This is a genomic window from Fructilactobacillus sp. X8R1C1, from assembly GCF_059900945.1.
In genome coordinates this window covers 68,244-82,678 of the sequence record NZ_JBWXVH010000003.1, presented here as the reverse complement: position 1 = coordinate 82,678, position 14,435 = coordinate 68,244, and the positions used below count along the sequence as shown (strand labels likewise).

The 14,435-nt window shown below is 40.4% G+C and carries 6 protein-coding genes; 1 reads left to right on the top strand and 5 read right to left on the bottom strand.

Features of this window, described 5'->3' with window-relative positions; all coding sequences use genetic code 11:
- Nucleotides 1-91 precede the first annotated feature (91 nt).
- Nucleotides 92-1,435, bottom strand: coding sequence for a glutamate--cysteine ligase (locus tag AC6UD1_RS03700; RefSeq protein ID WP_500707324.1), 1,344 nt, complete (start codon nucleotides 1,433-1,435; stop codon nucleotides 92-94).
- A gap of 240 nt (nucleotides 1,436-1,675) precedes the next feature.
- Here AC6UD1_RS03700 and AC6UD1_RS03695 point away from each other — a divergent pair, with 240 nt between their 5' ends.
- Nucleotides 1,676-2,728: a lactonase family protein gene (locus AC6UD1_RS03695; RefSeq protein WP_500707323.1), complete on the top strand. Its 1,053-nt coding sequence runs from the start codon at nucleotides 1,676-1,678 to the stop codon at nucleotides 2,726-2,728.
- A 326-nt stretch (nucleotides 2,729-3,054) separates the two neighbouring features.
- Here the strand turns inward: AC6UD1_RS03695 and AC6UD1_RS03690 are convergent, their stop codons facing one another.
- The 4 genes from AC6UD1_RS03690 to uvrA all read right to left on the bottom strand — a co-directional run bounded on the left by AC6UD1_RS03690 (nucleotide 3,055) and on the right by uvrA (nucleotide 14,433).
- Nucleotides 3,055-9,792, bottom strand: coding sequence for a mucin-binding protein (locus AC6UD1_RS03690; protein WP_500707322.1), 6,738 nt, complete (start codon nucleotides 9,790-9,792; stop codon nucleotides 3,055-3,057).
- 772 nt (nucleotides 9,793-10,564) lie between these two features.
- A complete protein-coding gene (locus tag AC6UD1_RS03685; RefSeq protein ID WP_500694432.1) occupies nucleotides 10,565-10,834 on the bottom strand; it encodes a CsbD family protein in 270 nt (89 codons plus the stop codon).
- 147 nt (nucleotides 10,835-10,981) lie between these two features.
- A complete protein-coding gene (locus AC6UD1_RS03680) occupies nucleotides 10,982-11,521 on the bottom strand; it encodes an HdeD family acid-resistance protein (protein ID WP_500696117.1) in 540 nt (179 codons plus the stop codon).
- 44 nt (nucleotides 11,522-11,565) lie between these two features.
- A complete protein-coding gene (uvrA, locus tag AC6UD1_RS03675; protein WP_500707321.1) occupies nucleotides 11,566-14,433 on the bottom strand; it encodes an excinuclease ABC subunit UvrA in 2,868 nt (955 codons plus the stop codon).
- Nucleotides 14,434-14,435 lie beyond the last annotated feature (2 nt).

Here is a 14,435-nt window from a genome sequence, read left to right as displayed (position 1 = left end):
GATGCCTCCAAACTCTTATAAGTATAACATACCGGGTGTGTCATTTATATAGTCTCAGGATGATTCAAAAAAGAGAGTTAATGAATACTCATTAAACTCCCTTTTGTTTCTCAATGTATTGATTAACTGTATCTGGTTGAACCCCAGGAAAAGCATCCTCAAGGCTCTGATTTTCATACTCTTTTTTTAGTTGCTTACCGCGCTGAATTCCAAAATTCATTAATGAGCGATTCTCAGCATATTTCATTAGTTTTGCGGATGGTGTCAAGTTTGGATTATCAACTTTATTTCTAGCGGCCTCATTAGCTTGAACTAGCTCTGGTTTTAAATCATTAGGAGCATGTTCAATTAATTCATCAATCTGATCTAAGACCCGATAAGTCTTACTCTGTAAAGATGGTGGTAACGGAGCAGTTGGATGCTGTAAAGCGACCCGATTATTTTGATTTTTTGCTTCATTTAAACTTTCGTCAGTCCATTTCTGAGGATTAATGATCCCGTCAACTATTATAAGATGGATGAAATTTAAAGTTTTTAAATTAATCTCTAAAAAGTCAAATGGATCAAGATCAAGGGTCCGAAGTTCAAGATAGTCGAATCCCTCTTCCTTAACAGAATTAACCCCATCTTTAGCCTTCAAGCGCACCGGACCATAAAACTCGCTCTCGGAAAATAATTTGTGGGAATTAACCTCATGCTGCAAGTTGTTTACGTATTGACTCAAACTAGCGTAAGAAACATGGATATTATCCAAGTTTTCGTATCCGTATTGACTGGAACGTAAAGAACGGACTGGGACAATCTTTTTTTCAGCACCGAATAAGTGATCTTCTGGATTTTCTGATAACGGGCTTGCCCCAAAAAGGTACGTTAAAAGCCAACGATATCCTACCAATTGTTGAGCAATTTGAAACAACAGCTCTGACTGTGCCCTTTTCTGACTATCAATGGAATAATTTCGTTGAAAAATCTCAATAATTTGAGCACTGGGTGAATAGTTAAAATGAATGCCACACATGATTTGACGAAAAATTCCGTAGCGTCTCACGAGCCATTTGCGATAATCATCCATCCAAAAACGCTTAAACGTCTTTCTTACAAAATTAACATCATCTTCATCAAGTTTGGGTGGCATCGACATCGGCCAAATAATCTCACTTGGTTCTAGTGTTCCATGAAGAATAGACTGAAGTGATCGCATTTGTAGGAGCACTCCTTTGGTGGTCGTGTGTTTATCCGTAACTAATTCTTCCATACACTCAGCAAAGTCAGTCTGAAAGTGTGTTTTCCCTCGTCGATCACCTAGTTCACGTCTGTGAGCATAGCGAGAGAGACTGTCACGATTCAGATCAACCCGTTCCTCCTCGATCTCGATGCCAAACGAACCAGCAAAAAGTTCGTTTGGTGAGTTAACAAATTTTGCTTTGCTTCCCATTTTCATCCCTCCAAACCTGTTGATAATTTCACGAGTAGTTGATAGGTGAAATTTCCAATAGTTTACACCGCTCACGTGACACGTCAATAGGATTTACTAAACTAATTTCATTTCCGTCACGATTACTACTTTTGCCATCCATAAAATTTGAAACTTGAATAAATAAAAATACATTTCGACTGCAAAAGGATCACTTTTGTGGCAAAATGAAACTGTATATATTAGGAGGGAATTGAGATCATGATTGAAAAATATTTAATTGGAACTTACACCATTAATGCTAGCCAGGGTATCTACCAAATCGAGTTAGATACCGACAAAAAAAGATTACAAAACACTCAATTAGTAGCCGAGATTGGGAGTCCTACATATCTTGCCGAGTCAAAAGCCCACAAGATCTACTCCGTTGATCGTAATATGGACGAACCAGAACTCCGTGGTGGAGTAGCAACTTTCGATGGTAAAACCATCCCAGCTAAAGAAATGCAGGAATGCATCGAAAAAGGTACTTCAGCCGCCTTTGTTTCCATTGACGAAAGACGCCAATTTGTCTTTACCGCCAACTACCACATGGGACACGCCAGCGTTTACAAAATCCAAGAAGATGGCACTTTAAAGCTTACCGATCGTGCCCAAGATAATGGAATTCCTGGGCCACTTCCTGAGCAGGCCGACGGACCACACCCTCATTATGCCAATCTAACTCCTGATAATCGACTGGTAGTGTGTGACCTTGGTCTTGACCGCGTCTACCTCTATGATGTTTCTGATCAAGGTAAATTAAACTTAGTCAGCGAAGTCAACGCTCACCCTGGCTTTGGACCACGAAACATTACTTTTGTTCCAGGAACTGGAAAGGGTTACCTTGTTGGTGAACTAAGCAGTAAAGTTGCTGTGATTGACTACAACGAAGAGGCTGGATTATTCACGGTTCAACAAATTGTTTCAACCATTCCTGACGATTGGGAAAGTCACAACGGTGCTGCTGGAATCAAAGTTTCAAAGGACAATCGCTTTGTCTATGTCTCAAACCGTGGTAACGATTCAATTGCGGTATTTAAGATTAAGCCAAATGGTGATTTAAAACGAATTCAATTGATTTCAAGTGAAGGTGAATTTCCTCGCGACTTTAACTTTAGTGCCGATGAATCACTGTTTATCGTTGCTAACCAAAACAGTGACAATGCTACTCTTTACTCACGAGACGCCGATACCGGAAAATTAACTTTGATTCAAAAAGATTTCGAAGTTCCTGAAGGTACCTGTGTGGTTCGACGTGAAAACGTTGACTAATAAATTGTATTAAAAAACAATTTATTAATTTATGAAGTGTTCCATAATTGTTAGATATTAATGGGCTCCAAAAAGGTTAGGTAAAAACTAACTGATTTGGAGCCTTTTATTATGACTAAATATTCTTTTAACATTAAAGCAAACATTTCAGAAATATGGTAAATGGTTTAATACCAAACACATTTCCGGTAAGAAAAAAAGACTCACACAGATTAAATATCGGTATGAGTCCTTGAAAGTATGAATTTATAAAAAGGCTAACACCCAAAATGGATGTTAGCCTTTAAACTTATTAATCTCGCTTAATCTTTAAATCACAAACTGACTTACTTGGTTTCTTTTCGGTCTTTAAACCATTTTCCTAAGCCAAAGAAGCTGAGAAGTGACAGAAGCATGGTTCCGATCAAGCTTAAGAAGCTATCAGAACTTTGACCAGTTTGTGGTAACGTCGTCTTCTTTTCAGACTTTTTAGCTGGCTTAGCTGCTGGAACTTGCTTTGCTTTGGGCTTAGCTGGTTGAGCCGGTGCTTTAGCAGGAGTTTGTGGGGCCTGCTTTGCCTTCGGAGTTTCCGGTTGTGCGGCCGGAACTTCCTTTGGTGCACTTGGCTTAGTTGGTTCTGGTTGTTCCGGTTGTGCTGAAGGTTTCTCTGGTTTGTTTGGAGTTACCGGAGTTTCTGGTTCAGCATTCTTCACATAATGAATTGGGGTATCTTTCCCTAAATCATTGTGATCGATCGGATATGGTGTGCCAGGGACCAATTTGTTCCCGTTCTTATCAACCGGAGTGTATCCAGGAATGTCAGGGATAAGTGGGTTACCGGCATCACTTGGGTTGTTGGGATCATTTGGATAAACGATCGGGTTACTGCCCGGAACATCAGGAACTAAGTGACCTAAGGCGTAGTAGACAACGGTTACTTCAGAGTCGTTGGAATCAGCGTTAACGGTTGCTTGTCCAACTGAAGCAGTGTTGGTGTAGTAACCATTGATAACTGGCGAGTTAACCCCACTCAAGACGTCACTCTTAGTCGTCCATGCACTGTAAGTTACCTGACCAGTAACTTGATCAAACGTTGCGGTTCTAGTAAAGGTCGTTGATTGAACCACATCATCAGCTAACTTGTTCCCATTCTTATCAACGTAGTGAATGGTTCTAGTAACGTTCTTAGTTAGGTCGGACTTGCTGGTTCCGTCAGGATACTTCGGTCCCGTTGGGTTGTTTGGATCCACTGGTTGTCCTGGAGTTCCTGGATTGTCTGGCGTAACTTCTTTACTCTTGTGTTTGAGCACAACCGTGAAGGTTGGACCATCAGTGTTGAAAGTAAAGCCATCCGCAGGGTATCCGTCGGATACTAATTCGTAACCTTGAGCTTCTAACTTAGCAATTTCATCTTTCGTACTGTAGTCAGCCTTGCTACCAAACTTACCGTTAACGGTATCACTAGTGATAAGGGCATTACCTTTATCCTGATCCACGTAATTAATGTGAACGACTTCATCGTTAGCGTTGTAGGTAACCGTGACACTTGAATCTGGTGTGTCGGCTGTGGCAGTTTGTGAACCAACACTTGCCTTATCTGGAGTGTATCCCGTAATGGTTGGGGAAACAATTGAACCGAAGACGGCGTTCGTTGAAGTCCAGTTACTGTAAGTTACCTTACCAGTAACTTCATCAAAGGTGGCCGTTCTGTTGAACGTAACCGTTTCAATGCGGTCTTCTGAAGCTTTACTACCATCAGCGTAAACGTAGTGCACCGTTCTCGTAATGGTCTTGGTCAAGTCATTCTTGCTAGTACCATCTGGATATTTTGGTCCAGTTGGGTTGTTTGGATCAACTGGTTGACCTGGGTTTCCTGGATTGTCTGGCGTAACTTCCTTGGTCTTGTGTTTGAGCACAACCTTGAAGGTTGGGTTATCAGTATTGAAGGTGTAACCATTACCTGGGAAGCCATCGGATACTAATTCGTATCCTTGAGCTTCAAGTTTAGCGATTTCATCTTTCGTACTGTAGTCCGACTTAGAACCGAACTTTCCGTTCAAGCCATCAGTATGAATAACCTTGTTACCATCGTCTTGGTCGATGTACTCAACTTGAGCCTTTTCATCGTTGGCGTTGTAGGTAACGGTGACACTAGAATTCGTTGCGTCAGGTCCAATTGTTTCTGAACCAACGTTTGCCTTATCTGGTGTGTAACCAGTGATTTTAGGTGAATCAATTTGTCCAAAGACGGCATTCGTTGAAGTCCAGTTACTGTAAGTTACCTTGCCAGTAACCTCATCGAAGGTTGCGGTTCTGTTAAACGTAACTGTTTCAATGCGATCTTCTGAAGCTTTACTGCCATCGGCATAAACATAGTGAACGGTTCTCGTAATGTTCTTAGTCAGATCATTTACGCCAGTTCCATCAGGATACTTTGGTCCAGTTGGGTTATTTGGATCAACTGGTTGTCCTGGTTGTCCTGGATTGTCTGGTGTAACCGTCTTCATCTTGTGTTTCAAAACAACGGTAAAGGTTGGATTGTCAGTGTTGAAAGTAAAGCCATCAGCAGGGTATCCGTCGGATACCAACTCGTAGCCCTGAGCTTCTAAAGTGGCAATTTCATTTTTGGTTGAGTAACCAGATTTACTACCAAACTTACCAGTTAAGTCATCAGTATGAAGAACGGCATCACCGTTATCTTCGTCAACATAGTTAACTACGGCTTTTTGTTCGTTAGCATTATACGTAACGGTAACACTTCCGTCAGGTGTATCAGCGGTGGCAGTTTCAGAACTAACACTAGCTTTATCTGGAGTGTAACCAGTAATTTCAGGCGAATTGATTTCACCAAAGACAGCGTTCGTTGAAGTCCAGTCACCGTAACTAATAATCTTGCCGGTAACTTGGTCGAAGGTTGCCGTTCTTGTAAACGTAACCGTTTCAACTTTGTCATCGGAAGCTTTACTACCGTCAGCGTAAACGTAGTGCACCGTTCTGGTAATGGTCTTAGTCAGGTCATTTACACCAGTTCCATTAGGATAATGAGGTCCATCTGGATTATTTGGATCCACTGGTTGACCTGGTTGACCCGGATTATCTGGTGTAACCGTCTTAGTCTTGTGTTTAAAGATAACTTTGAAAGTTGGGTTGTCGGTATTAAATTCGTACCCATTTGGATAACCGTCAGTGACTAGTTCGTAACCTTGGGCCTCTAAGCTGGCAATTTCGTTCTTTGTACTGTAGTCCGACTTAGAACCGAACTTACCGTTTAAATTGTCAGTTTTAATAACCCGGTTACCATCATCTTGGTCAATGTACTGAACATGAGCTTGTTCTTCATTGGCAGTGTAGGTAACCGTATCGGTTGAATCGGTTGAGTCTGCAGTAGTAGTTAAAGCACCAACGGTTGCCTTATCTGGGGTGTAACCAGTAATTTCAGGTGAATTGATTTCACCAAAGACAGCGTTAGTTGAAGTCCAGGCACTGTATGTTAACTTACCAGTAACCTGATCAAAGGTTGCCGTTCGAGTGTAGGTAACGGTCTCAACTTGATCGTCAGCGGCTTTACTGCCATCGGCATAAACATAGTGAACGGTTCTCGTAATGTTCTTAGTCAGATCATTTACGCCAGTTCCATCAGGATACTTTGGTCCAGTTGGGTTATTTGGATCAACTGGTTGTCCTGGTTGTCCTGGATTGTCTGGTGTAACCGTCTTCATCTTGTGTTTCAAAACAACGGTAAAGGTTGGATTGTCAGTGTTGAAAGTAAAGCCATCAGCAGGGTATCCGTCGGATACCAACTCGTAGCCCTGAGCTTCTAAAGTGGCAATTTCATTTTTGGTTGAGTAACCAGATTTACTACCAAACTTACCAGTTAAGTCATCAGTATGAAGAACGGCATCACCGTTATCTTCGTCAACATAGTTAACTACGGCTTTTTGTTCGTTTGCATTGTACGTAACGGTAACACTTCCGTCAGGTGTATCAGCGGTGGCAGTTTCGGAACCAACGGTCGCCTGATCAGGGGTATAACCGGTAATGGCTGGTGAATCAACCGAACTAAAGACATCATTGTCAGATGTCCAAGCACCATAAGTTATCTCACCAGTTACTTCATCAAAGGTGGCGGTTCTGTTGAACGTAACCGTTTCTACTTTGTCATCTGCGGCTTTACTGCCATCGGCGTAAACGTAGTGGATGGTTCTCGTAATGGACTTAGTCAAGTTGTCCTTACTAGTGCCGTCAGGATACTTCGGTCCCGTTGGGTTGTTAGGATCCACTGGTTGACCTGGGTTTCCGGGGTTATCTGGCGTAACTTCTTTGGTCTTGTGCTTTAAGACAACTTGGAATGTGGGATTATTGTCACCAAATTTGTAACCACTTGGGTATCCGTCGGATACCAACTCGTAGCCTTGAGCTTCGTAACTAGCAATCCGATCCGCAGTACTGTAATCAGATTGACTACCGAACTTCCCGTTTAAGTTATCAGTTACTAGAACTTTATTGCCATTATCTTGGTCAATGTATTCGACGTGAGCTTGTTCTTCATTGGCGGTGTAGACAACGGTATGAACATCGTCTTTTCCTTCAGCAGCATCACCCGTTACACTAGCTTGACTTGGTGTGTAACCAGTAATTTTGGGAGAATTAATGACTGGGTTAGCGTTATCGGCTGGCTTCCAGTCACCCCAAGTAATTGAACCAGTCTTTTCATTCTTAGTCCCCGTTCTAGTAAATGGAACGGTAACAACCTGGTCTTTTGCCATGGTCTTGCCGTTAGCATCAACATAGTGAACGGTCACGGTTCCTTTACCACTGTCATCAGTAACTGTACTCATGGTGTCACTGTAGATAACGGTATGAACATCATCCTTACCTTCAGTGGCATTTCCAGTAACCGTTGGCTGATCAGGAGTCATATTGGTAACGGTTGGTGAAGTGATTACTGGATGAGCATCTCCTGCTGGCTCCCAATCGCCCCAAGTAATGTTACCAGTCTCATTATCTCTAGTCCCAGTTCTCGTAAACGGCACGGTCATCGTCTTATCAGGTGCAACGGTGTTGCCGTTAGCGTCCTTGTAGTGAACGGTAATGGTTCCCTTACCACTATTATCAGTCACTTGACTGGTAGCGGGACCATAAGGGACCTTGGTATCTGAACCGGGATCCGTAATTGGGTATGGATAAGTTCCATCTGGACCTGGTTTTAATGGTTGACTTGGATCATGGGGATCCATTGGAATCATGCCAGGAATATTGGGTAATTGAGGTTGTTGTGCTTTAGTAGGATCGTCTGGTTGCGTTTCGTATGGAACATCATGGGATCCATTGTCAATTGGATTGCCATTGGAATCAACTGGAACTAATTTTCCCAGTTGAGCAACTCCAAAGTCAATTTTCCGTGATTGTGGCACATAAATTGACAAAAGGATAATTCTACCGTATCCATCAATACTCCAAGAATACTGCTTGTTAGCAGGATCATACATATAATTTGCATCAATGTAATAAGTATCTTGACCATCACTACCTTGAATTAAATTACCATCTTTATCAAAGAGTTGAACTTTCATACCACCATGATCATCAGTCTCAGTATAAACAAGACGATAACCCTCTCTATAATATTCAGTCCACACAGTACCAGGAACACCAAAGTTTGAAACAGAGCCGGACGCGTTAGTAGGTTGTGTAGAAATATAATAAGTGGTTGGGATTTCTGGTGGTAATCCACTTATCGTATAATGTTGACCAGCAATTCCCTTGTAAGTTTTAGTAACCATTACTTGCCCGGTATCACGGTTAGTCCATGTAACTACTTGATCAACAACCTCTGGAGTTATAATTGACATCTGACCAAGTGGAACAGCACTATCACTAGAATTGTTATAGAACCACTCTTTAATAAGTGAATAACCATCTGGTTGGTCGGCATTGAAACCAACTCCAGTATTATGATCATCCCACTTGTAGTAATGCAATCCATCAACGTTAGTGGAAGACAAAGTTGTACCATTATCCTTTAATAGATAAGTTCCAATTACATTACCATCAGCATCAATTTCGTTTACATAAACAGTTCCATCACCATTACGATCAGTTGACCAAACTAACCACTTAACTTTGGTTGTGCCTTCTGGGGCATTAACACTTACATATCCGTAAGTATAGTGCTCTTCATCAGGATCGACCCAAGGAACTCCTAGTGTCTTATAATCTGGATCTTGCATGTCAACGTTGAATGGTTGTCTTTCGGCAAGATTGGTAGTTGCAACTTTAGCTTGACCATCATCGGTGGCTAAAGCTGCCGCCGTTTGGTTTTTGACTGCTGCTTGATCATCAGTCTTTTGGTTGGCAGCTACCGCAGCGTCTTGTTTGTTTACTGCGTTATCACTTGTAGTTGCTTTCTGATCGGAATTTTGATTTGCTGATTGATCTTTTAATGCATCGGCTACTTTATTAGTAGTGTCATCATTCTTAGTTTCGTCTTGTTTAGTGGCATCAGAGTCAGCTTTTTTATCAGAAGACTGGTCCTGTGATGCATCATTCTTCTGACTTGAAGCATCGTCACTCTTATTGGCGTCTTGGTCAATTGCTTGGTCTTTTGCTGAATCGGCCTTTTGATTGGTAGTGTTGTCATTTTTAGTGGCATCAGCGTCAGCTTGCTTATCTGATGTGGTGTCATTATTTTTGGCTATGTTTTGATCAGAAGACTTATTTTGTGATGAGTCGGTCTGCTTAGCTGAAGCGTCATCATTCTTGGTAACATTTTGATCAGTTGTGTCGTTTTGTGATGAATTAGCCTGTGTATTTGCTGCCTCATCACTCTTGGTGACGTTCTGTTCAGTTGCCGGATCATTGGTAGTCTGATTTTGCGGTACTGTTACTTGTTTATCAGACGAATCACTATTTTGTGAATTCATCTGAGCGTTGTTAGTAACGTCCGCTTTCACATTATGTTGGTTAGACATAAGGATTCCGCCTGAAATCCCGGCTGAAAACATGGTGACTGTAATGGCACTGAACAGCCATCGTTTACCAGCTTTATACATCTTATAATGTGTTTTGCTATCACGATTAAACATATAAATAAAAACCTGCCCTTCTAATTTCAAATTAATCTATACTTACCGGCCTACTTAGCCTTAAGTAATTATTGCACAATCTGAAATTAAATTGAACACAATCGTATTTTATACAATATGAGTAAAACAAAGGCATACATGGCAGTGTTTTCCACGATTAACCAATGCATGGAGGTAATTGTTTCTCATTGTGTGTAAATAAAACGAAAAATCGTAATGGTTTTGTAACATTAGCTGCGTAAGTCCAATGATAGCAACGTAATTCTAACTTTTTCCTAATAATAATTTTAAGTGTTAATTAATGATTGTACATAATGAAAATGACAGCCAAATTCAACGCCAAGTATAGCAACAAGATACTCCGCAAGCCCCGTTTACTCGCACTATGTGAGAATTACCGTGAAAATTAATTTGCTAATAAATCATTAGCAAAACATAAAATCATTTCTTGTGATGTTTACCAACATTGGTTCTTAGTGGGTTACATGGTCGCTTGTGAATAAAATTATAAAAGAAATCACATTATATTAATTATAATTAAATTCACATTCATTATTCTCTTAATGTGTAAAAAGCCTTAATTACCCGAAAGAGTTAGAACAATTCTCGCTAGTGAATAACTCTCTTTAAACGGTTTGATGATAAACGAATTTCTAAAAAAAAGGATTCATACCAATTTAAATCGGTATGAATCCTTAGAAGTATAAATTTATATAAAAATCTAAATATTATACGACGCTTTATTATTGCAAATCGCTTTTTTCCTATCTAATTATTCGTTATCAAGGTCACTGTCGATGTCATCTTTAACATCTTGGGCTTTGTTCATAAAGTTCCCCTTACTGCTTTGTAGGTCACCTTTGATCTTATCCATGGTGTCACCAGAGATAGCACCCTTAATTTGCTGTGCCTTACCTTGGGCAACGTCACTCAAGTTATCGATGCGGTCAGCAATATCGTCTAAATCATAACGATCTTCAAGTACTAAGTAACCTAACACGATGTTTGCACCCAAACTAAAACCTAAAAGTAAATTCTTCATAATGACCCTCCTAATATTGATTAATAATTCAATATAATAGTATCATGCCTGTAAAATAATAACTAGTAAAGACTTCCCCCATTAAGATATTAATTAAGAATTAATCCAAAAAAGACATCTCATTAATTTAAGGTGTCTTAATTAATTTTATAGTTTATGAGCAAATGCCAGCATAATCATGTTAATTCCTGCCACTAACAGGACAATTCCCACAATTATAGCTAAAACCTTAGCAGCTAGACTTGGGTCTAACAGTAAGAAAATTCCTAAAAATAGTGTAATAAGATCAAAAACAAGTGACGTCCAGAAGACCCCACCGTTAAACTTACGAATGTGATCAACTACAATCAACTGACAGATTGAGTAAACCAGAATCCAAACTGCAAATAGGATCCCTAGGGTAAAGGTCCCAGCATGAACGTTAAACAGGAACAATAGTGCTAACAAGATTTCAATCGCACCACCAATTAACATCGTAAAACTTCGATAGCCAATTTCTTGACTTAACTTTCGATAGACCCAAATTGATTTTACCCCGGCAACTAATGCAACGACGGCGAATATGATCGCCAAAACAGCAGCACTTGTAGTTGGGTGGAAGAACATCAAAACAGCGGCTAATAATAAGACAACGCCAAATAGACATTCAAACCAATCAAATCCCCATTTTTTATCTTCGTACATCATAAATATGACCTCCAATAGTTTGTTTCAACCATATTTTACCACATCTACTTTTGCTGATGCTGTTGAGCTTCAATGGTTCGCTTAGTATCACGCTCTAAGACTGGTTTTAAATACTCGCCGGTATAACTATTTTTCAGTTTAACAATCTGTTCGGGTGTTCCAGTTCCAACTACGTATCCACCAGCTGCTCCACCTTCTGGACCGAGGTCGATCACGTGGTCAGCCTCTTTAATAACGTTTAAATTGTGTTCAATGATCAGAACGGTATTTCCCTTATCAACAAGTTTAGAAAGGACCCCAATTAATCGTTTGATGTCGTCAGTATGAAGTCCCGTAGTGGGTTCGTCAAGAATATAAAAGTTATTTCCAGTTGAACGCTTATGGAGTTCAGAAGCTAACTTCATTCGTTGTGCTTCTCCACCTGACAAGGTATTAGCTGGTTGACCTAATTTCACGTAACCAAGTCCCACGTCAGAAATGGTCTGCAACTTTCGCGTAATCTTTGGGATGGCTTTAAAAAACTCTAACGACTCATTCACGGTCATGTCAAGAACTTCAGCGATATTTTTTCCCTTGTATTGAATCTCAAGCGTTTCAGAATTATACCGTTTTCCATGACAAACTTCACACGGAACGTAAACATCGGGTAGAAAGTTCATCTCAATCTTCAAGATTCCATCACCATGACAAGTCTCACAACGACCACCCTTGATGTTAAAACTAAACCGTCCCTTTTTATAACCGCGAAGCTTGGCCTCGTTAGTTTGGGCAAACAAGCCCCGAATATCATCAAAGACTCCAGTGTATGTAGCTGGATTACTTCGAGGGGTTCGGCCAATCGGACTTTGATCAATACTTACTAGTTTTTCAATGTTCTTCCATCCAGTGATTGATTTATACTTGCCTGGTTTTTCCGAATTATGATTCAGCTTCTGGGCCAAGGCTCGTTTTAAGATATCATTAACCAACGTAGACTTTCCGGAACCAGAAACTCCCGTCACCACGTCAAACTTACCAAGTGGAAATTTAACGGTAATGTCTTTGAGATTATTTTCTAAAGCACCCTTTAGGGTAACGTTTTTGCCGTTCCCCTTTCGTCGTTTTAAAGGAACGGGAATAAACTTCTTTCCAGAGAGATATTTACCAGTTAATGATTTCGGATTTTGAGCCACTTGTTCTGGAGTCCCGGTGGCAACAATCTTACCACCCTTCTCTCCAGCTCCTGGACCAACATCGATTAAATAATCGGCCGAACGCATCGTATCTGAATCATGTTCAACGATAACCAACGTATTTCCTAGATCACGCATCTTTTTCAGGGACTTAATTAAGCGATCATTATCACGCTGATGAAGACCAATGGATGGTTCATCAAGTACATACAAAATTCCTGAGAGATTTGAACCAATCTGGGTTGCAAGTCGAATTCTCTGTGCTTCACCACCAGAAAGCGTTCGGGCTGATCTAGACAGAGTCAAATAGTTCAATCCAACGTTTTCCAAAAATTCCAGTCGATCACAGATTTCCTTAATAATTGGATGAGCCACAACCGTATCTTGTTCACCAAAAGTAAGTTTACTAAAGAATTGGCGTTCATCGGCAATATTCATATCAGAAACTTCTCCAATGTGTTTGCCATTAATCTTAACTGCCAAAGCCTTTTCGTTTAATCGGTACCCATGACAAGTCTGACAAGTTAATTCTGTCATGTACTTTTCCATTTGTTCTCGAGTGAAATTACTGTTGGTTTCATGATAACGGCGTTTAACGTTGTTAAGGACTCCTTCAAAGGGAGCATCAACATCACGAACTCCACCAAAATCACTCTTGTAGTGAAAATGGAACGTTTTCCCCTTGGAACCATTCATCAATAGATCACGCTGTTTCTTTGGTAATTTACGGTATGGAGTATCCATATCAATATTAAAGGCTTTACAAGCTTGCTCTAACATTGCTGGATAGTATTTTGAGCTAATTGGATTCCATGGTTCAATTGCTCCCTCATTAAGCGTCTTATCTTGATCTGGGACCACTAAATCGTTATCGACTTCCAACTTAACTCCTAATCCATCACACTCAGGACATGCTCCATATGGGGCATTAAATGAAAAAAGACGTGGTTCAAGTTTCCCAACCGTAAAACCACAAATCGGACAAGAGTAATGTTCCGAAAACACCATCGGCTCTCGCTTACCAAGAAAGTCGGCAATGGCATATCCATCACTTAGACGTAAAGCTGTCTCAAGTGAATCTGACAATCGTGAATTAATCCCGTCTCTAACGACAATTCGGTCAACTACCACGTCAATGTTATGACGCTTATTTTTATCTAAATCAAAATCTTCGGTCGCATCATGGATTTCACCATCTACTCGGACTCTCACGAAACCTTCGCGCTTAATTTTTTCAAAAACTTTTTTATGTTGTCCCTTTTTATCACGGACAACTGGTGACATAATCTGCAATTTAGTTCGTTCAGGGAGGGCCATGATTTCGTCAATCATTTGATCGACGGATTGACTAGTAATGACCGTTCCATCATTTGGACAAATTGGCGTCCCAACTCTTGCCCACAATAAACGTAAATAATCATTAATCTCAGTGACAGTTCCAACGGTTGAACGAGGATTTTTTGAAGTTGTTTTCTGATCAATTGAAATGGCTGGACTAAGTCCCTCAATCGAATCAACGTCAGGTTTATCCATTTGACCCAAAAATTGTCTAGCATAAGAGGAAAGACTTTGGACATAACGGCGTTGACCTTCAGCGTAAAGGGTATCAAAAGCTAAAGAACTCTTACCTGAACCAGATAAACCGGTCATTACCACCATTTTATTCTTGGGGACATCAACATTTACGTCTTTTAGATTATGTTCACGGGCGCCTTTAATTTTAATGACGTCATTTGCCATCT

What these genes read in the sequence shown, in the direction of transcription:
- AC6UD1_RS03680 (WP_500696117.1), bottom strand. Translation starts at nt 11,521, where the DNA reads ATGATGTACGAAGATAAAAAATGGGGATTTGATTGGTTTGAATGTCTA.
- AC6UD1_RS03695 (WP_500707323.1), top strand. Translation starts at nt 1,676, where the DNA reads ATGATTGAAAAATATTTAATTGGAACTTACACCATTAATGCTAGCCAG.
- AC6UD1_RS03690 (WP_500707322.1), bottom strand. Translation starts at nt 9,792, where the DNA reads ATGTTTAATCGTGATAGCAAAACACATTATAAGATGTATAAAGCTGGT.
- AC6UD1_RS03700 (WP_500707324.1), bottom strand. Translation starts at nt 1,435, where the DNA reads ATGGGAAGCAAAGCAAAATTTGTTAACTCACCAAACGAACTTTTTGCT.
- AC6UD1_RS03685 (WP_500694432.1), bottom strand. Translation starts at nt 10,834, where the DNA reads ATGAAGAATTTACTTTTAGGTTTTAGTTTGGGTGCAAACATCGTGTTA.
- uvrA (WP_500707321.1), bottom strand. Translation starts at nt 14,433, where the DNA reads ATGGCAAATGACGTCATTAAAATTAAAGGCGCCCGTGAACATAATCTA.